Annotated in this window: 14 protein-coding genes and 1 riboswitch; of the genes, 8 read left to right on the forward strand and 6 right to left on the reverse strand. The window is 60.0% G+C overall.

Annotation, left to right across the window (positions count from 1 at the left end; all coding sequences use genetic code 11):
* Window positions 1–172: 172 nt before the first annotated feature.
* A complete protein-coding gene (locus tag PSTU_RS0104850) occupies window positions 173–2008 on the reverse strand; it encodes an O-antigen ligase family protein (protein WP_019339921.1) in 1836 nt (611 codons plus the stop codon).
* 117 nt (window positions 2009–2125) lie between these two features.
* Between PSTU_RS0104850 and msbA the strand changes: the two genes are divergently transcribed.
* Together msbA and hldE are read left to right on the forward strand one after the other, a co-directional pair.
* Complete coding sequence (msbA, locus tag PSTU_RS0104855; protein ID WP_019339922.1) at window positions 2126–3943, forward strand: lipid A export permease/ATP-binding protein MsbA; 1818 nt, start codon at window positions 2126–2128, stop codon at window positions 3941–3943.
* Window positions 3944–4053: 110 nt separating this feature from the next.
* A complete protein-coding gene (hldE, locus tag PSTU_RS0104860) occupies window positions 4054–5475 on the forward strand; it encodes a bifunctional D-glycero-beta-D-manno-heptose-7-phosphate kinase/D-glycero-beta-D-manno-heptose 1-phosphate adenylyltransferase HldE (protein ID WP_029404614.1) in 1422 nt (473 codons plus the stop codon).
* Between the two features lie 51 nt (window positions 5476–5526).
* On the opposite strand, the gene PSTU_RS0104865 is transcribed toward hldE, so the two are convergent.
* The 4 genes from PSTU_RS0104865 to PSTU_RS0104880 all read right to left on the reverse strand — a co-directional run bounded on the left by PSTU_RS0104865 (window position 5527) and on the right by PSTU_RS0104880 (window position 8836).
* The gene (locus tag PSTU_RS0104865) at window positions 5527–6414 is read right to left on the reverse strand and encodes a hypothetical protein (RefSeq protein WP_019339924.1); all 888 of its coding nucleotides are present in this window, start codon (window positions 6412–6414) and stop codon (window positions 5527–5529) included.
* Window positions 6415–6450: 36 nt separating this feature from the next.
* Complete coding sequence (locus tag PSTU_RS0104870; RefSeq protein WP_019339925.1) at window positions 6451–7263, reverse strand: aldo/keto reductase; 813 nt, start codon at window positions 7261–7263, stop codon at window positions 6451–6453.
* Window positions 7263–8435, reverse strand: coding sequence for an NAD(P)/FAD-dependent oxidoreductase (locus PSTU_RS0104875; protein WP_019339926.1), 1173 nt, complete (start codon window positions 8433–8435; stop codon window positions 7263–7265). Before PSTU_RS0104875 ends, PSTU_RS0104870 begins: the two co-directional genes overlap by 1 nt.
* A 68-nt stretch (window positions 8436–8503) precedes the next feature.
* The gene (locus PSTU_RS0104880) at window positions 8504–8836 is read right to left on the reverse strand and encodes a DMT family transporter (protein ID WP_019339927.1); all 333 of its coding nucleotides are present in this window, start codon (window positions 8834–8836) and stop codon (window positions 8504–8506) included.
* A gap of 144 nt (window positions 8837–8980) precedes the next feature.
* Here PSTU_RS0104880 and waaA point away from each other — a divergent pair, with 144 nt between their 5' ends.
* A complete protein-coding gene (gene waaA, locus PSTU_RS0104885) occupies window positions 8981–10252 on the forward strand; it encodes a lipid IV(A) 3-deoxy-D-manno-octulosonic acid transferase (RefSeq protein ID WP_029404615.1) in 1272 nt (423 codons plus the stop codon).
* 90 nt (window positions 10253–10342) lie between these two features.
* On the opposite strand, the gene PSTU_RS0104890 is transcribed toward waaA, so the two are convergent.
* A complete protein-coding gene (locus tag PSTU_RS0104890; protein WP_019339929.1) occupies window positions 10343–11794 on the reverse strand; it encodes a TolC family outer membrane protein in 1452 nt (483 codons plus the stop codon).
* 196 nt (window positions 11795–11990) lie between these two features.
* A riboswitch (TPP riboswitch) is annotated at window positions 11991–12097 on the forward strand.
* A 103-nt stretch (window positions 12098–12200) separates the two neighbouring features.
* On the opposite strand from PSTU_RS0104890, the gene thiC reads away from it, so the two are divergent.
* The 5 genes from thiC to PSTU_RS0104915 form a co-directional block, all read left to right on the forward strand.
* Window positions 12201–14081 (forward strand): phosphomethylpyrimidine synthase ThiC, encoded by a 1881-nt coding sequence (gene thiC / locus PSTU_RS0104895; protein ID WP_029404616.1) that lies wholly within the window; start codon window positions 12201–12203, stop codon window positions 14079–14081.
* A 519-nt stretch (window positions 14082–14600) separates the two neighbouring features.
* Window positions 14601–15896, forward strand: coding sequence for a putative hydroxymethylpyrimidine transporter CytX (gene cytX, locus PSTU_RS0104900; RefSeq protein WP_019339931.1), 1296 nt, complete (start codon window positions 14601–14603; stop codon window positions 15894–15896).
* A gap of 222 nt (window positions 15897–16118) precedes the next feature.
* Window positions 16119–17396: a Wzz/FepE/Etk N-terminal domain-containing protein gene (locus tag PSTU_RS0104905; RefSeq protein ID WP_019339932.1), complete on the forward strand. Its 1278-nt coding sequence runs from the start codon at window positions 16119–16121 to the stop codon at window positions 17394–17396.
* Window positions 17397–17837: 441 nt separating this feature from the next.
* Window positions 17838–19118, forward strand: coding sequence for a Wzz/FepE/Etk N-terminal domain-containing protein (locus tag PSTU_RS0104910; protein WP_019339933.1), 1281 nt, complete (start codon window positions 17838–17840; stop codon window positions 19116–19118).
* Between the two features lie 129 nt (window positions 19119–19247).
* The coding region (locus PSTU_RS0104915) for an MBL fold metallo-hydrolase (RefSeq protein ID WP_029404617.1) at window positions 19248–19509 on the forward strand (262 nt) is incomplete at its 3' end.

Below are 19509 nucleotides of genomic sequence, written 5' to 3' on the forward strand. Positions count from 1 at the left end.
AGTAGGCGCCGATACGGAGAGTTGAGCCTCATGCCAGTCGTAGAATTCAGGCATTCCATAGGTGCCATTCCCTATTGTGTACTCCGGGTAGCGTTGGCGAAGCTTTTCTTGTGCTCTTTGTAACTTGGATGGCTTTCCGTTCTTGTTTTTTAAAAAAGCCTACGAAGAGTCTTCATGATGCACCGTTTTTTATTGTGCGAAGTCGCTGTTCCAGCTTCCGAGCGGCTGGTTGACCGCATTGGTCGGCATAGCCTGAAGTCAAGGCCGAAATGTGCTGCACGGTCAGCCATTGGCTATCTTCGCGATAACGCAGCATGTGCGTGAGGTTTCGGCGGCGCTTCGAAGAAGAAAGTGCATGCTGGGAAATGATCATGTCGGCAACATCGATCAGGCCCAGGCTCCCGTCCGGCTGCTTCAACACATTGCCTAGGTGAAGTGAGCGAAAATAAATGCCTAATTGATGGAGCTGGCCAAGAAAGGCGCCAAATTGACGAATGTCCTGGTCGCGTTCCGTGTCTCCTAAGTTTCGCCAGTGATTACGCAGCGTATCGCCAGGAAGTGGACGGTAAATTATACCTTCTAATCTGGCTGACGGTATTCGGATGAAACAGTCGATTGAGGGGACTGTAACGCCAAGCGATTGCAGCTGTTTAGCATTTTCTGCGAAGCGGCGCGACGGAGGAGACCAAAGTGCTGAAGAGACCATGCGCTTGCGTCGAAACAGCTTCAGGTAATTGCCGTCCGCCAGTTCTGCGACCTTCACTCCGTGACCATCTTCTTCAATGACACGGGCAGTTTGTAACAGCTCATTGAGCTGGCCTCTGCTCAAGGTTCTGCTCCGTGGAGCTTCTTGCCGCAAGCTTATGGAAATTGCCGCGATCAATGAGAGAGGTATCCAGATGAGAAACCAGTTTTCATTAGGGCGTGAAAGAAAGTTGCTTCCTTCGGTAAGTCCCGCGGCCAGACCATAAACCACCAAGGCTGAAGCCAGCTGGAGACTGGCATGATGCTGTTGGGAAAGACAGCGAAAGAATGCTAGCAGGTACATCAATAGCCAAAGAGCAAGTCCTACTATTCCTAGTTCCAGAAGTACCGCTAACTGAACGTTGTGCGGATCTGTCAGAATAAATCCGAGTTCGGCTATATCGAAGCCGAACTCCGCACCATAGCCATGGCCGATCCAAAAATGGTCGGAGGCCTGCCGTATGGCGTCATTCCATAATTCAGGGCGGAAGGAAAGTCCTCTCTGGAGAAGTATTTCCGGCATCAGCACAACGCCTGAAATCACAGTGATGATCACTGCTGCTACCAGATACAACGCACGCCGTCCGGCCAGCGCTACCATCCAGAGACTCGTCAAGGCCATCGCCATCAGAGGAGTGCGCGAGCCGGTTGCCAAAACAGCCGCCAGTAGCGGAATCGTGAAAATGATTGAAAACCAAGATGGACAGTTGCGATCCGTTAACCAAACCGCTACCCAGTAAGTACAGAAGAAACCAAACACATGGGAAGAGAGAAGAGGGTTGGACAAAGCCCCTGTGCCGATCATGCGATCGTGCTCAGCTCCGGTTAGGAACATGGCTAGACCGACCAAGGCTGCGAGCGAGGCCAGCATGGCAGCAATACGCAGTGCTCTCAGGAGTTGGCGCTGATCCTTAAGTACGATGATCGTGCAGGAAGCGAACATCATAAATACGTAAATCGGACGCTTCGCGAGCCCGCTTGGATCGTCTTCACTACTAGTCCAAGAGAGGCTCAGCAACAGCCAGGCTGCAAGAGCCAGAAAAGCCAATATGACTGGTTCGCGGAGCATAATCAGCCAGTAGCGTGGACGGACTATGAGAGCTATCAGCGCGGGTGCTGCCATCAAACCATAGTAGAGCTTGGTATACGCGCTGGTGTCACCCAGCCAGAACAAGCCAGTCAGAAGCGCAACGTAACCAACGATTAACCAGCGACGAGCGATGAAGTCGTCTAGATGGTGCGCAGAAGGAAATAGTCTCGTCACAGTAAAGTCATTCGGCTATTGCTACGGAGCCGGCATGGTAAAGCAATAGCGCGAGGAGAGGCAGCTGCAGCTGTATGGTAATCTCTCTCCCTATTCCAGATGTCGATACGTGGACGCATGCCAGATCATCAACCCAGCGCTAGCCAATCTTCCAGCCTGAAGATCTACCTCCGCTTGCTCGGCTACGTAAGGCCTTACGTCGGCCTCTTCATGCTAAGCCTTCTCGGCTTCCTCATTTTCGCCTCCACTCAGCCAATGTTGGGCTACATACTGAAGTTCTTTGTCGATGGGCTGAACAACCCTGACGCCAGTTTTTTTGCCCAGGTGCCCCATCTGAACGAACTGGAGTGGCTGGCTGGGCTGAAGCTGCTGCAGGCGGTGCCGTTGCTGATCGTACTCATTGCACTGCTGCAGGGTATTGGCTCGTTTCTCGGCAACTATTTCCTGGCCCGTGTCTCGCTGGGCTTGGTTCATGATCTGCGTGTGGCGCTGTTCAACAACATGCTGACGCTGCCCAATCGCTACTTCGACTGCCATAACTCCGGTCACCTGATCTCGCGTATCACCTACAACGTGACCATGGTTACCGGTGCCGCAACGGATGCGATCAAGGTGGTGGTGCGTGAAGGCATGACGGTGATTTTCCTGTTCGCTACGTTGCTTTGGATGAACTGGAAACTGACCCTGGTGATGGTGGCTATTCTGCCGGTCATTGGCGTGATGGTATCCAGTGCCAGCAAGAAATTCCGCAAGCAGAGCAAGAAGATCCAGGTCGCAATGGGCGACGTCACCCACGTGGCATCCGAGACCATCCAGGGTTATCGTGTTGTGCGCAGCTTCGGTGGTGAGGCCTACGAACAGACTCGTTTTCTGGCGTCCAGCACTGATAACACCGCCAAGCAGCTGCGCATGGTCAAGACCAATGCGGTCTATACGCCTAGCCTGCAGCTGGTGATTTATACCGCGATGGCGCTGTTGATGTTTCTTGTGCTGCTGCTGCGCGGAGATGCTTCAGCGGGCGATCTTGTAGCTTACATTACTCTGGCGGGCCTGCTGCCCAAGCCGATTCGCCAGCTTTCGGAGGTCAGTTCGACGATTCAGAAGGGCGTGGCAGGCGCGGAGAGCATCTTCGAGCAGCTGGACGAAGCTCCGGAAGTGGATGCCGGCACGGTGGAGCGTGACAAGGTCAGCGGCCGGCTGGAGGTGCGTGATCTTGGCTTCATCTATCCGGGCACTGAAAAACAGGTGTTGCACGATATCAACTTCACGGTCGAGCCGGGGCAGATGGTGGCGCTGGTCGGCCGTTCGGGTAGCGGCAAGTCGACGCTGGCGAACCTGATCCCTCGTTTCTACCAGCATGACCAAGGACAGGTGCTGCTGGATGGCGTCGATATCGTGGACTACAGATTGCGAAACCTGCGTCGACACATTGCGCTGGTCACGCAGCAGGTCACGCTGTTCAACGACACGGTTGCCAATAACATCGCCTATGGCGATCTGGCCGGTGCGCCGCTGGAAGATATCCAGCGCGCCGCCCGCGATGCCTACGCCGAGGAGTTCATCCAGCAGATGCCTGAGGGTTACCAGACGCCTGTCGGAGAGAACGGCGTTCTGCTGTCAGGCGGTCAACGCCAACGTCTGGCGATCGCACGCGCACTGTTGAAGAATGCGCCAGTGCTGATTCTGGATGAGGCGACCTCAGCCTTGGATACCGAGTCCGAGCGCCATATCCAGGGTGCGCTGGATCATGCCATGGCGGGGCGCACCACGCTGGTCATCGCTCACCGTCTGAGCACCATCGAGAAGGCCGATCTTATTCTCGTGATGGAGCAAGGCCTCATCGTCGAGCGCGGTTCCCATGCCGAACTGATCGCGGCGAACGGAGCCTACGCCAGCCTGCATGCCAAGCAATTCAAGGATGATGACGAAGCCTGACTGATGTGATGGTGCCTCACGGCGAGCAATCGCTGACCGCAGACTTGAATGAACCGGCCCGCTTCATGCTGGTATTCTTTGCACCGTTTTTTTCCTTACCCGGAGCTCTGATGAAACTCACCATGCCCCGTTTCGACCAAGCCTCCGTTCTGGTGGTTGGCGACGTTATGCTCGATCGTTACTGGCATGGCGGCACCTCGCGGATATCGCCGGAAGCGCCGGTGCCGGTGGTCAAGGTCGAGCAAGTAGAGGACCGGCCGGGTGGCGCCGCCAACGTGGCGCTGAACATCGCTGCGCTGGGTGCGCCTGCTGCTTTGGTTGGCGTTACTGGAGTTGACGAAGCGCGGCAGAGCCTGACTGACAGCCTCGCTGCGGCCGGCGTGAAGACGCATTTCCAGTCCATCGAGCATCAGCCGACGATCATCAAGCTCAGGGTCATGAGTCGCCATCAGCAGCTGCTGCGCATGGACTTCGAGGAACCGTTCGAAACCGATCCGGCCGCCTTGCTTGCGCAGGTCGAATCGTTGCTCAGCGGCGTCAAGGTGCTGATCCTTTCCGACTATGGGAAGGGCGCGCTGCGTAATCATCAGGCGTTGATCCAGCTCGCGCGCAAGCGGAATGTACCGGTGCTGGCTGATCCCAAGGGCAAGGATTTCGAAATCTACCGCGGCGCTTCGGTGATTACGCCGAATCTCGGTGAGTTCGAGGCCATCGTCGGCCACTGCGCAGACGAAGCCGAGCTGGTCGCCAAGGGCGCAGAGCTGATGCACGATCTCGAACTCGGCGCCTTGTTGGTGACGCGCGGCGAACATGGGATGACCCTGCTGCGCCCCGGTCATTCGGCGCTGCATCTGCCGGCGCGTGCGCGTGAAGTGTTCGACGTGACCGGCGCGGGCGACACCGTTATCTCAACCTTGGCGGCGGCCATTGCTGCTGGAGAGGAGCTGCCGCAAGCGGTGGCGCTGGCCAACCTGGCCGCGGGTATTGTTGTCGGCAAGCTGGGCACTGCCTGTATCAGCGCACCGGAACTGCGTCGCGCCGTGCAGCGCGAGGAGGGTTCCGAGCGCGGGGTGATGACGCTCGAACAGCTGCTCACCGCGATAGAAGATGCCCGTGCCGAAGGTGAGAAGATCGTCTTCACCAACGGCTGTTTCGACATCCTGCACGCCGGGCATGTGACCTATCTGGAGCAGGCCCGCGCCCAAGGTGACCGATTGATCGTGGCGGTCAATGACGACGGTTCGGTGAGCCGTCTGAAAGGTCCAGGTCGGCCAATCAACTCGGTCGATCGGCGCATGGCGGTGCTGGCTGGGCTCGGTGCGGTCGATTGGGTCGTCTGCTTTGCTGAAGATACGCCGGAGAATTTGCTTGCCGAGGTCAAGCCGGATGTACTGGTGAAGGGCGGCGACTACGGTGTCGATCAGGTTGTAGGGGCCGATCTGGTGACCGCCTATGGCGGCGAGGTCAAGGTGTTGGGGTTGGTCGAGAACAGCTCTACCACCGCCATCGTAGAGAAAATTCGCAAGCGATAAGCGTAGCCGCTGCCCAGCTGACCTCGGCTGGGCAGCCCCCTCCGGCTCAACTCAACCGGATGCCGCTACGGCGATGGTCTTGATCCAGTCGCGCCAGGTAATGCGCTCTTCTCGCACCACCCAGGCATCCTGACCCGCAAAGCTCTCCGAAAGCCAGACCCCACGGGTGCTGGCCGCAACGGGCTGGCCTTTGCGCAAGGTGAACAACGCGGCGGTCGGGCGGCCTTGCAGCAGCGGGACCAGATAGAGGTCGGGTCTGCTGCGGGACAGTTCAGCGACGAGCTTGCCGTCTTCCATGCGTTCATCAACATGGAACAGGCTGAGCTCTCGGGTCTCCTTCGGCAATTCGAGGCGCATGTCGTACACCAGCTGCAGTGAAGCTGTGGGCAGATGAACATAGGCTCGCGGGCGCTCCATCAAGGTCATCTGGCCGCACTGAACCGGTCTCGCCGAGCCGGAAAGCGAGGCCAGGTTGAAATGCACGGCCTCGCGATAGCGCAAGCTGCCCTGATAGGGAGCCGGTAGCCATGTGTCCCCGAAGCGCCCGGCGAGCCAGCCCTCAGGCGTTTCCAGCAAACATTCTTCAGCAACTTCCTGAATCGCGGTGAGCAGAGGGAGGCTGAGCTCATGGGCCGGGACATAGCCGGAAATCAGCTTGAGTACCACGTCGCCGCGATCCTGGCGCTGCTGGCGCACCAGTGCCCAGTACTCCTGGCCCTGCCAGCAGAGCGTCAGGCGTACGGAGACACCTAGATTGGCCAGCTCGATGTTGAAGCGACTTGGATCTTCGACCGCAACAGGGCGGCGGCGCTCGAGCATTTCACTGAAGTTCAGCGGGCGGCCGAGACTCTGGTAGCGCAGGCTTTCCGGACTGGCTTCGACGCTAAGCGGCAGCGTCTTGAAGGCGGTCGGGTTCTTGCGGATCAGTACACGCGGCATTCGGCTCCTCCTGACAGTCGGCGGCCGTCTGGCCATTTATTGTTGTTGGGATAAAACGGATGCGGCGGTACGTACGTTAGCTGACAAGTGTTGCGGGTTGATGGTGCCAATGATGGCCGCGCCGACGCCGGGGTGACTGAACAACAGTTCGAAGCTGAGCCGTACGGGGTCTTGATCCGGCGTCAGGCAAACATGGCCGCTGGCAAGCGCCTTCTTGACCAGGATGCCCTTGGCGTGTGCCTGAGCGTAGTCGAGCACTGGCCGCTCGGCCTGCTCGTTGAGGTTGTAGGTCACCATCGCACAGTCTCCCTGCTCTAGGGCGAAAAGGCCCCCTTCGACGGTTTTACCGGACAGGCCATAGCCCAGAATCTTGCCCTCGCGCTTGAGCTCGGCAAGGGTTTCGTAAACGCCGCTGTGCTGGAGGATTTCCAGATCGCGCCCGTCCGAATGCACCAGCACCAGTTCGATACGGTCGGTCTTCAGCCGCTGGAGGCTGCGCTCCACGGAGAATCGCGTATGAGCCGGCGAGAAATCGAAGTGCGATTGGCCGTCGATGAACTCCTCGCCAACCTTGCTAACCACCACCCAATGGTCGCGCTGGCCCTGCAACAGCGGGCCCAGGCGCTCTTCGCTGACACCGTAGGCGGGCGCTGTGTCGATCAGGTTGATGCCGAGATTCCGCGCCAAATCAAGCAAGTGGCGCGCCTGTGCATCGTCGGGAATACGAAAGCCGTTGGGGTACTTCACGCCCTGATCTCGACCCAGCTTGACCGTGCCCAGGCCCAATGGCGATACATTCAAGCCGGTACTGCCCAATGAGCGATGCAAGGCGTGAAGGGTCGTTTCCATCAGACCAGTCCTTCCCAGAACGGCCCGGTGATAGCGGGGCGTGGCAGTTCAGGCAGTGGCGTCACTGGTTGCGGTTGGATGCCGTCTCGGCCCAGCGCGGCTTCAACCCGGTCGGCAAAGTCCGGGGACAGCGCCAGTTTGGTTGGCCAGCCGACGAGCAGGCGGCCCTGTTCTGCAAGGAAAGCGTTGTCCGGCCTGGCCAGCGCGGACTGGGCCGGCTCGGCTCGATCAATGCGCAGCGTCGCCCATTTTGCTGCCGACAGATCGATCCAGGGCACCAGCTCCGCCAGCTCTTTTTTCGCGGCAGCAATCTGTGCGGCCTCGTCGCGCGCGACCCCGCCTGCTTCGGCCAGATCGCCGCCCAGGTACCACACCCATTCGCCGTCGGTAGCGGGGTGACTGGTTACCGTGATCCGCGGCTTGGAACCGCCGCCCAGGCAGTGCGCGTAGAGCGGCTTCAATGTTGGCGCCTTGACGATGACCATGTGCAATGGGCGCTTTTGCATTGCCGGCTGAGCAAGGCCCATCGCGTTCAGCAACTCGGCATTGCCCGCGCCAGCAGTCAATACAATGCGTTGAGCGCTGATCGAGCGACCGTCGACGATCAGCCCGGTCAACTCGCCGTTTTCCCTTAGCGGCTCGATTCGCTCGGCTTTCAGCAGGCCTGCGCCCGACAGATCCGCGAGTCGCTGGATCAGACTGGGCACGTCCAGCACCAGTTCGCTGAGGCGGTAGACTTTGCCTTTGAAGCGCGGGTCCTGAAGCGCTGGTGGCAAGTCGGCCCCCTTCACCTGACCGACACGGGAGCGGACGGCTTTGCTGGCGAAGAAGCTGGTGAGGTTGCCGGTCAGGGTGCCTGGCGACCACAGGTAATGTGCATCGGACAAAAGCCGCACGCCGGTCAAATCCAGCTCGCCGCTACCTTCGAGCGCTTCGCGCCAGCGCCGAGGCATGTCGGCGATGGCTTCCGATGCGCCGGTCAACGCACCGCTCAGTGCGTACTTGGTCCCGCCGTGGATGATGCCCTGCGACTTGACGCTTTGTCCGCCGCCGAGCACGCCCTTGTCCACCAGCAGCGTCGAATAGCCCAGGCGGCGCAGACGGGCGTTCAGCCACAGACCGGCGACCCCACCGCCTACGATCAGAACATCGGTGCTCAGTGACTCGGACATGGACGGGCCTCGTAGAGAAATCAGGCGCGCAGTATAACCGCTCACCCCTGAACATCAGCGGATACGGCTCAGTGTCCGCTGCTGCCGGAAAACAACTGGATGACCACCACGCCGGCGACGATCAGCGCCATGCCGAGTACCGCCGGAAGGTCGAGCTTCTGCTGATAGATCACCGCTGCGGCGATGCTTACCAGGACGATGCCAAGGCCTGCCCAGATGGCGTAGGCAATGCCCACCGGAATGCTTTTGACCACCAGCGCGAGCATCCAAAACGACAGGCTGTAGCCCGCGATCACCAGAAACAGCGGAAGTGGGCGACTGAAGCCGGCCAGCGATTTCATGGATGTGGTGGCGATCACCTCTGCGGTAATGGCGATGGCGAGATAGATATAGCCAGTCATATGAACTCCGGTTGCATGAGGAGCAGATCAGTGCTGCGCTCATTCGGCTCCCCCGGTGCGGACAAGTTCGGCGCAATGCTGCCGGATGCAGCGCCGTGCTTCGCTGTGGCCGTTGTGTCCGCCGCTTTGCTAAGCTCCGCGCCCATGAATCGTGCCCTCTATACAGTACTGTTCCATCTCGCTTTGCCTCTGGTGGTTGCTCGTCTGTTCTGGCGCGCCCGTCGGGCCCCGGCTTATCGGTCGCGTATCGGTGAGCGCTTCGCTATCGGTCTGCCGGACTTCCAGCCTGGCGGCATCTGGGTGCATGCGGTGTCGGTCGGCGAAAGCATCGCCGCGGCGCCGATGATTCGCGCGCTCAGGGAGCGTTATCCGCAGTTGCCGATCACCGTGACCTGCATGACTCCGACCGGCTCCGAGCGGATCAAGGCGCTGTTTGGCGATACGGTGCAGCATTGCTATCTGCCTTACGACCTGCCGTGGTCAGCGGCGCGCTTTCTTGAACGCTTGCAGCCGAAGCTGGCGGTGGTGATGGAAACCGAGCTATGGCCGAACCATATTCATCAATGTGCGCAGCGGGGCATCCCTGTGGCGCTGGCCAATGCGCGCTTATCCGAGCGCTCGGCGCGTGGCTATGCACGCTTCGCCCGGCTGACCGCGCCGATGCTGGCCGAACTAAGCCTGATCGCTGCGCAGACCAGCGCCGAGGCTGCGCGCTTTCTACAGCTCGGGGCGCGTGAGGCCAGTGTGCAGGTTACCGGCTCGATCAAATTCGACCTGACCATTGATCCGGCGTTGCCGGCGCGCGCCTCGCAGCTCCGTCAACAGTGGGGCGCTGTGTCGCGGCCAATCTGGATCGGCGCCAGCACTCATACCGGTGAAGACGAAATTCTGCTTGCGGCGCATCGGCTGATCCTGGATCAACAGCCCAATGCGTTGTTGATCCTCGTGCCGCGCCACCCGGAACGCTTCGGCTCGGTGTATGAGCTGTGCAGCAAACAGGGTTTCAGCACGGTTCGCCGATCCATTGCAGAACCGCCGCAGGCCGAGACTCAAGTGCTGCTTGGCGACACCATGGGCGAGTTGCTGTTTCTGTTTGCATTGGCTGATGTCGCGTTTGTCGGCGGCAGCCTGGTGCCGACGGGCGGGCACAACCTGCTCGAACCCGCTGCGTTGGGTAAGCCGGTCGTGACAGGGCCGCACGTATTCAACTTTCTCGATATCGCCGCACAGCTCCGCGATGCCGGTGCGCTCGTTGAAATCGGCAGCGCGCCTGAGCTGGCGTCGGCAATTGAGGGGTTCTGGAGCGACCCCGAGCGCGCCGGGCGCGCGCGCGATGCAGGCTTGACGGTGCTGAAAAACAATCAGGGCGCGCTGGGGCGGTTGTTGGCAGGGCTGGATCAGCTGCTCCAACGCTAAGGCGCGTCCCGCGCCAAAGCGCTGGGTTGCAACCATGCCGCTCCTAGACTTGTACTGAGGGTGCGTCGCATGCCTGCCGCGCCGCCGCTGCTACTCGATACGCACCGGGCGGGCGAAATTCTCGGACAGGTCCGGCGGCAGGAAATCAGTGTCCGGGTCGTAGTCCGTTTTCAGATAGCGCTGCAGATCTTCCAAGTCACCGGGGTTGAGTGTGCCAGCGGCCTGTTTCAGGCGCAGGCTGTCGATGATGTAGTCGTAGCGGGCATTGTTGTAGTCGCGCACGGAAGCGAACAGGCGCCGCTGCGTGTCGAGCACGTCGACAATGTTACGTGTACCGACCTGGTAGCCGATATCGGTGGCTTCCAGGGCGCTCTGGTTGGAAACGATCGATTGCCGCCGTGCCTGCACTTGCTCCACATCGGTGTTCACCGCCCGATAAAGGTTGCGGGTGGTCTCGACCACCTGGCGCCGCAAGCTTTCGCGCTGTTGCTCGGTCTGGGTCAACTGGTGGAAAGCTTCGCGGCGCCGGGAGCTGATCAGCCCGCCGCTGTACAGCGGAATGTTCAGCTGCAAGCCGATGCTGCGCTGCTCGACATCACCGGTGTAGCGAGGGATACCGGTCACCGCTTCGCTACCTGTATTGGTGAACCCCAAGCTGTCGTTGTCGCCCTTGCTGTAACGCGCCACGGCGTCGAGTGTTGGTGCATGACCCGAACGGCGCTGGCGTAGGGTTTCCTCTGCGGCGTTGACGGCCTGGTTGCTGGCCAGCAGGTCGAGGTTCTGTTGCGTGGCGGTGTTGACCCAGGCACTCGCGTCGTTGGGGATGGGTGGCAGCACCGGCAAGCTGTGCTCGATGCCTTCCAGCGCCAAATATTCGCGGTTGGTCAGGGTAAACAGCGCCTGGAATGCATCGTCCACCTGCCGCTGTGTGAGCAGTCGGTTGGCGCGCGCGGTATCGAAGCCCGCCTGGGCTTCGAGTACATCGGTACGGTCAGACAGGCCCACTTCGAAGCGCTCATTGGCTTGATCCAGCTGACGCTGAAACGCCGCCTCCTCGGCCTTGGCCGCGGCGAGATTGTCCTGGGCGCGTAATACGGAAAAGTAGGCTTGCGCGGTGAGGCGAATCAGATCCTGTTCGGCAATCGAATATTCCAGCGCGGCCTGTTCGCTGATGGCCTCGGCTGCCTGTAGCTGAAACCAACGTTCAGGGCGGAAGATCGGCTGGCTGAGGGTCGCCTGGTAGACAGTGCCACTGCGCGACAGTGAGCGCGACCCCATGGATGTATCGACGTCGGTGCGCGTATTGCTGAGCTCCGCTCCGCCGCTGAGGTTCGGTAACAGGCCGGCACGCGCCTGCGGCACGACCTCTTGAATCGCCTGGAACTGAGCGCGCGCCGCCGCGAGGTCGGCGTTGTTTTCGACGGCCTGCCGGTAGACGCTGACCAGGTCGGTTCGAGCGGAAAGCGGAGGCGCTGTCTGAGCCCAGGTCAGCCCGGACGAGGCGGCGGTCACGGCGAGTGCCAACGTGAGTCTGCGCAGCATGTGCGTCTTTCCCTGAAGCGAAGTGATGGGCAAGGCTATGCGCGGTCATGCGGTCGGTCAAGGCGCTTGAACAGGGCGTTCGGGACCTTTGTCGGTCGGGATGCAGCAGCAGGCTGGCCGGGCATGAATGTGACCCGTCAGTCGCGCATGGCGCTGTCGGCATGGTATTCCCAAGCAGTCTTGATTAGACTCGGCCCCGTTCTTGTCGGGGTGCCTTGAATCGAAGGCTGAGATCGGAAAGTTCCGGATCCCGTTGAACCTGATCAGGTTAAGGCCTGCGTAGGGAACAAGATGTGCTCGCCGGTCGTTCGGCCAGCTCTCTCGGCGCCAGTTCCGGCGCGCCCCGATGCCCTTCATCCGCCGTGTTTTTCAGGTTCGCTCCGACAACTATCGAGGAGCCAGCCTGATGCGTGCAGAACAACAAAACCTGAGTGAATCGGCCCAGGTCGACCAGCAGTCGATCCAGCCTTTCCCCCGTTCTCAGAAAATCTATGTGCAGGGCTCACGCCCGGATATTCGCGTGCCGATGCGCGAGATCAGTCTCGACGTTACCCCTACAGACTTCGGCGGCGAGATCAACGCGCCAGTGCTGGTGTACGACACCTCCGGTCCTTACACCGATCCGAGCGTGACCATTGACGTGCGTAAAGGCCTGGCCGACGTGCGTTCGGCCTGGATCGACGACCGTGGCGACACCGAGTTGCTCGACGGCCTGACCTCGCAGTTCGGCCAGCAGCGCCTGGCCGATGCCGAGCTGACCAAGATGCGCTTTGCCCACGTGCGCAATCCGCGCCGCGCCAAGCCGGGCAAGAACGTCAGCCAGATGCATTACGCGCGTCAGGGCATCATCACGCCCGAGATGGAGTTCGTCGCCATCCGCGAAAACCTGAAGCTGCAGGAAGCCCGCGCCGCCGGCCTGCTTGCCGAGCAACATGCCGGGCAGAGCTTCGGTGCCTCGATCCCGAAGGAAATCACCGTCGAATTCGTGCGTGACGAAGTGGCGCGCGGCCGCGCCATTATCCCCGCCAACATCAACCACACCGAGCTCGAGCCGATGATCATCGGCCGCAACTTCCTGGTGAAGATCAACGGCAATATCGGCAACTCGGCGCTGGGTTCCTCGATTGAAGAAGAAGTTGCCAAGCTGACCTGGGGCATTCGCTGGGGGTCTGACACCGTCATGGACCTGTCAACCGGCAAGCACATCCATGAAACCCGCGAGTGGATCATCCGCAACTCGCCGGTGCCGATCGGTACCGTGCCGATTTATCAGGCTTTGGAGAAGGTTAACGGCGTGGCCGAAGACCTGACCTGGGAGCTGTTCCGCGACACGCTGATTGAACAGGCCGAGCAGGGCGTTGACTACTTCACCATCCACGCCGGTGTGCTGTTGCGCTACGTCCCGCTGACCGCCAAACGCGTCACCGGCATTGTCAGCCGCGGTGGCTCGATCATGGCCAAGTGGTGCCTGGCGCATCACCAGGAGAATTTCCTTTACACCCACTTCGAGGAAATCTGCGAAATCATGAAGGCCTATGACGTCAGCTTCTCGCTGGGTGACGGCCTGCGTCCGGGATCGATCGCCGATGCCAACGATGCTGCGCAGTTTGGCGAGCTGGAAACCCTCGGCGAGCTGACCAAGATCGCCTGGAAGCACGATGTGCAGTGCATGATCGAAGGCCCGGGCCACGTACCGATGCAGTTGATCAAGGAGAACATGGACAAGCAGCTGGAATGCTGCGATGAGGCGCCGTTCTACACCCTCGGTCCGCTGACCACCGACATCGCACCGGGTTACGACCACATTACCAGCGGCATCGGTGCCGCCATGATCGGCTGGTTCGGTTGCGCCATGCTCTGCTACGTCACGCCGAAGGAGCACCTCGGCCTGCCGAACAAGGATGACGTCAAGACCGGCATCATCACCTACAAGATCGCCGCGCATGCCGCCGACCTTGCCAAGGGCCACCCGGGCGCCCAGATCCGCGACAATGCCTTGAGTAAGGCGCGCTTCGAATTCCGCTGGGAAGACCAGTTCAACCTCGGCCTGGACCCGGACACCGCGCGTAGCTATCACGACGAAACCCTGCCCAAGGATTCGGCCAAGGTCGCGCACTTCTGCTCCATGTGCGGCCCGAAGTTCTGCTCGATGAAGATCACCCAGGAGGTGCGTGAATACGCGGCGGAGAACGGCCTGACCGACGAGCAAAAGGCCATCGAAGCCGGCTTCAAGGAGCAGTCTTCGCGCTTCAAGGATGAAGGCTCGGTGATCTACAAGCAGGTGTGATGATGATTCCGTAGAGTGGCTGTCGCTTTTCACATCCACCGCATGACGCCTTCGTTCGGTGGATCGGTGAAGCGTGATCCACCCTACGGAGGTCGTGGTTTTGTAACCGCAGGGCGGCGCATCCCGCCGAAGCTCCGTAGATCCGCAGGATGGAATCGCCAGGAGGCGCTTCCGTCGTTTACCGCGCGATGAAGGATGCTTGATGCGGCGCGGCGGATGGCGTCGGGGCGACCGAGGGGCGGCGGGTTTGCCGCGTATCCTCGGATTACCTTCGGCTAATCCAAGCTACAAAACCGCAGCCTCGTAGGGTGGATGTCGTTTTTACATCCACCGTGACGCTGTTCGGTGGATCGATAAAGCGACATCCGCTCTACATGGCGGCTGGTTCGCGGCCATGGGCCGCTCCTACAATTCTGGCTCTGCCAGCTCTGTAGGATGGAATCGCCACCAGCGCTTCCGGCGTTCCGCGAAATACACCCGGCTCTGCCGGGTTCCACAACAATTCCTTTGAGACAAACCTTGAACATTCATGGTCGTTATTCCCCCCATCAGCGCATCGCCGCCGAACATCGCGTCTTCGGCGGACGTGATCTGTTTTCCCTGTGGTTTTCCCTTGGCGTCGGCTTGATGGTGCTGCAGCTCGGCGCCTTGCTGGCGCCTGGATTGGGCATGCAGGGCGCCTTGCTGGCAATCGTCAGCGGCACAGCGGTCGGCGTGATATTGCTCGGCGCGGTGGCCGTGATCGGTAGCGATACCGGCTTGTCGTCAATGGCCAACCTGAAGCGCACGCTGGGTGACCGCGGGGCAGTGCTGCCGGCATTGCTGAACCTGATTCAGTTGATCGGCTGGGGCGCGTTCGAAATCATCGTCATGCGCGACGCGGCGAGCCTGCTGGCAACCCGTGCATTCGGCGAGCAGAGCTGGCTGATCAGCCCCATGCTCTGGACGTTGTTCTTCGGTGCGCTGGCGACGTTATTGGCGATTACCGGTCCACTCACGTTTGTACGTCGAATCCTGCGCAAGTGGGGTATCTGGCTGCTGCTCGGCGCCTGCGTCTGGCTGACATGGAACCTGTTCGACAAGGCCGATCTCAATGCACTTTGGGCACGTCAAGGCGACCGCTCGCTGCCCTTTGCGTTGGGCTTCGATATCGCCATTGCCATGCCGCTATCCTGGCTTCCACTGATTGCCGATTATTCGCGTTTCGGCAAGGCGGCGGGTCGGGTGTTCGGCGGCACGGTGCTGGGCTTCTTCATCGGTAACGTCTGGCTGATGAGCCTTGGCGTCGCCTACACCCTGGCGTTTGCCGATAGCGGCGAGGTTAATGCATTGTTGCTGGCACTGGCCGGCGCCGGACTGGGGATTCCGCTGCTGCTGATCCTGCTGGATGAGTCGGAAAATGCCTTCGCCGACATCCATTCGGCGGCAGTGTCAGTGGGCATTCTGCTGCCGTTCAAGGTCGAGCGGCTGGCACTGGCGATCGGCGCCCTTTGCACCCTGATTGCCTGGTTCGCGCCGCTGGCAAAATACCAGAACTTCCTGCTGCTGATCGGCTCGGTGTTCGCGCCATTGTTCGGCGTGGTGCTGGTGGATCACTACCTGCTGCGTCGGCGCGGACAGCTGCAGGCCACGGCTGCGATCCTGCGCTGGGAAACGCTGCTGGCCTGGGGATGCGGTGTGGTCGTCTATCACGTGCTTGCCAGCGCCTGGCCTGAGATTGGCGCCAGCCTGCCGGCATTGTTTCTGTCCGGTGGGTTGCTGTTGGTGTTGAGCCGCTTCGGTGGGACTACGGCACATACGCCGATTACACAATAGAGCCGGGTGGGGCGAACCGGGCCATAGGTGTGCTGCAGGCGTCCTACATTCCCACTTTCCCGCGATTGGCGACACGGCCCGCCCGTACGGGCCAGTTGGCCGATTCTGGCCTATCAAAAATTTTCAAAATGCATTTGCACTGCTGAACTTGTCGCCGGAGTTGCGTACTAATCCCGGTTCGCTTTCTTGCACTGAAGCGTAACGACAATAAGGAAATAGGGAATGAACGCTCAGCATCAAACCTCCTCGGCTGAAGAGATCGACCTCGTCGAGCTGTTTCGCGCCCTTTGGCGACAGAAGCTTCTGATCGTTGCTATTACGGCAATCGTTACGCTGATCGCGGCCGCCTACGCTTTCCTCGCGACACCGTATTACCAGACCAGAACCTATCTCCGCCCCGTTCCGCAAAGCAGTCTCGACCAGCTTAATGAGACCGGCATCTACAAGCTCACCCCAGAAGAGGCTATCAACCGAGTAGCCGGTGGGTTGTCCTCCTATGACAACCGGCTCGACTTCTTCCTGAACAACCAAGATCTTTTCCAGCAGATCGAAACGCGCGGCGACTCCCTCGAACAGACATTTGCGAACTTCAACGAAGAAGCGTTTGAAGTGCTCTTCCCGGACCCAAAGCGAAAGGACAATCGCAGTGCCTTTGTTGGGCTCGAGCTGACCTATCCCCAAGGCATGGAGGGTGCTTCGGTAGTCAACGGGTTCGTCGCGTATGTGCTCGAACTCGAACGTCGTGAAATTGCGGACGACCTGGAAAGCCTAGTCAGGAACCGACTCGCGAGCCTGGACATGAATATGGAGGCTCAGCGTGCTAGCTATTCAGCTTCCAAGGAAGCGAAAATTGCAACGCTTCTGGAGGCAGATGCCTTGAAGCGCGCCGAGTTGCAGGACGAGCTCACCGCGTTGCGTGCCGAACTCAAGACCCGCCGAACAAACCGCATCCAACAGCTCAATGAAGCGATCAGCATTGCTGAGTCGCTGGGGATTCGCACACCGACCAGCCCCTCGGGCATGGCCGAATCGCCTCGTAATGGCACCCAGGTCATTCGCACCGAAGTGACTAATCAGGAGATGCCCCTTTATTTCATGGGTACCGAAGCGTTGACCGCTGAGCGTGACGCGCTCGCTGCGCGAACCTCGGACGACTTTATCGAGCCCCGCATCGCCGAGATCCAGTCGGAACTGGCCATGCTCAAAACGAATCGAGAAGTGGAGATTATGAACGAGCGTGAAGGCGAAGACGTTTACCTGCAGAACCTCGCTGCGCTACGCGAAGAGGCGGCTCGCCTGAAAGGCATCAAGCTCGACACGGAACGGCTACGACTGGTCCGCCTGGACCAGCCGGCGCTGCAACCACTCAGCCCCATCAAGCCGAAAAAAGCCATGATTCTCGCCTTGGGGCTGGTGCTTGGTGGGATGCTCGGCGTCTTTGTTGCATTGGTGCGTAGCCTCATAACGCGTAATCAGGAGCCGCACCTCGCCCTTCGCTGATTTCAGCCGTCCACTAGTGTGATGACCGCGCTCCTCCATAACTGGTCTACACGGGCGAGCCATAACCAAATGGTGCGCCCTAGCTGTTCGATAAGGCTGCTCAGCCCCCGTGGCAGTTGCCACAGCTCAAAATACGCTAAACCCGTCTCGGCGAGATGCACCCGTACGCAGCCCGCCAACCTCCTCCGCTTCTGTAGGAGGCCCACCTTCGGGTGAAGCTATTCGCGCTCAGCCCCGATCTGCAAGCAGTTCCCCCGCCTAAAATACCGCGCGTCACCTGCGACACATCGTCAGCTCTAATGCACGCCGTCCCGCTTGTTTTTTGTGATCTGGGTGGCAAAATGGCGGCCCGCAAAACATTACGGAACATTTCCGTTTTCTTGTGGTCGCGACCGGGCGCCGGCATTCGCCGCGCTGCACACTGATGAGACGGAATTCGACGTGAACGCTGTAGCCTCCCCGCAGAATTTGACCCCCGTTACGCACGATGAGATTGATCTGGTTCAGCTCGTCAGCGCGCTATGGAAGCAAAAAACGCTAATCACCGCCGTCACTGCATTGGTCGGTGTCCTCGGACTCGTGTACGCCTTGCTCGCAACGCCGTATTACACCGTCCAAAGCGTGCTGCGCCCAGCCGCCATCAAAGACCTCGATGAGCTCAACCACCTGGGCGTCTACGAGCTGTCACCGAAGCAGGCACTGGCCCAAGTCGGAATCGCGCTGGATTCCTACGAAAACCGCCTTGAGTTCTTTCGGGACAACCAGCCCTTGTTTGCTGATCTAGCCCAGCCCGGTCGCAGCCTGGAGCAAGCGTTCGAGGCATTCAACGATAAATCATTCAAACTGCTGCAGCCCGACGCGAAGAAGGTCGAAGGCACCACGCCATTCGTGGGTATTCAGCTGACCTACCCGCAAGGTCTCGACGGGGTAGAGGTCGTTAACAGTTTCGTCCAGTACTCTCTGACCAACGTCCGCCAGCAGATCGCCGCAGACCTCGATACGCTGATCAGCAACCGGCTCAGCCAGCTGGATAAAAAAATGGCCGCCGCTCGTGAGCACTACGATGCCACCAAGGAAATCAAGATAGCCAAGCTGACCGAGGCGGATGCACTCAAACGTGCCGAACTGAGCGACGAACTGGCTGCGCTGCGCCAACAACTGAAAACACGGCGCGAAAACCGCATCAACCAACTCAACGAAGCCATTCGCATTGCTTCGTCGCTGGGCATCACCAAGCCCACCACCCCCTCATCGCTTGGCGCCGCCGAGATCACCAGCCAAGGCAGCGTGATCCGCACAGAGGTGAACAACCAGCAGATCCCGCTTTACTTCATGGGCAGTGACGCACTGGAGGCCGAGCGCAAAGCACTCCTGGCTCGCCGCTCCGACGATTTCACCGAGCCGCGCATTGCACAAATCGCCCGCGAACTGAAACTGCTCGAGCACAACCGCCAGATCGAAGTGCTCAACAGCCGCGAAAACGAAGACCTGTTTCTGAAAGACCTCGCGGCCTGGCGAGAAGAGGCCGCACGCCTGCGTGCCCTGCAGTTTGATACCGAGTCGCTCAAGCTGGTATCCATCGACCAGGCTGCAGTAGAGCCGACCAATCCGATCAAGCCAAAGAAGGCGCTCATCGTTGCGCTCGCGTTGGTGCTCGGCGGTATGCTTGGGTTGTTCATCGCGCTGGTGCGAAACCTCCGTCGCCCCGTTCCTGCGACCTGACCATCCATCCGTCGGAACGCTGCTGGCAATTCAGTCTCTCCGAAACTCGGTAGAATCCCCGCTTATTTTTCAGCGGGCTCGTGGCTAGTCTGTCACGGGCGCCTTGGTGACGTTGTTAAAGGAATAACCATGACCTATCCACAAATAGAACATCACGGTGCCAAGGACGGCGTAACCGGCTCCTGCCATCAACTGCTCATTAATGCCGCCACTAGCTTGCTGATCGACTGTGGCCTGTTCCAGGGCAACGATGCATCGATCCCTGATGAACCTGGCGCTGATCGCCTCGCTATTGAGTTCCCGCTGGACGGCATAAAGGCGCTGATCGCCACCCACGTGCACATCGACCACGTCGGCCGCATTCCCTACCTGCTCCCGGCAGGGTTCGGTG

Source organism: Stutzerimonas stutzeri SDM-LAC (assembly GCF_000235745.1).
GTDB lineage: Bacteria > Pseudomonadota > Gammaproteobacteria > Pseudomonadales > Pseudomonadaceae > Stutzerimonas > Stutzerimonas stutzeri_H.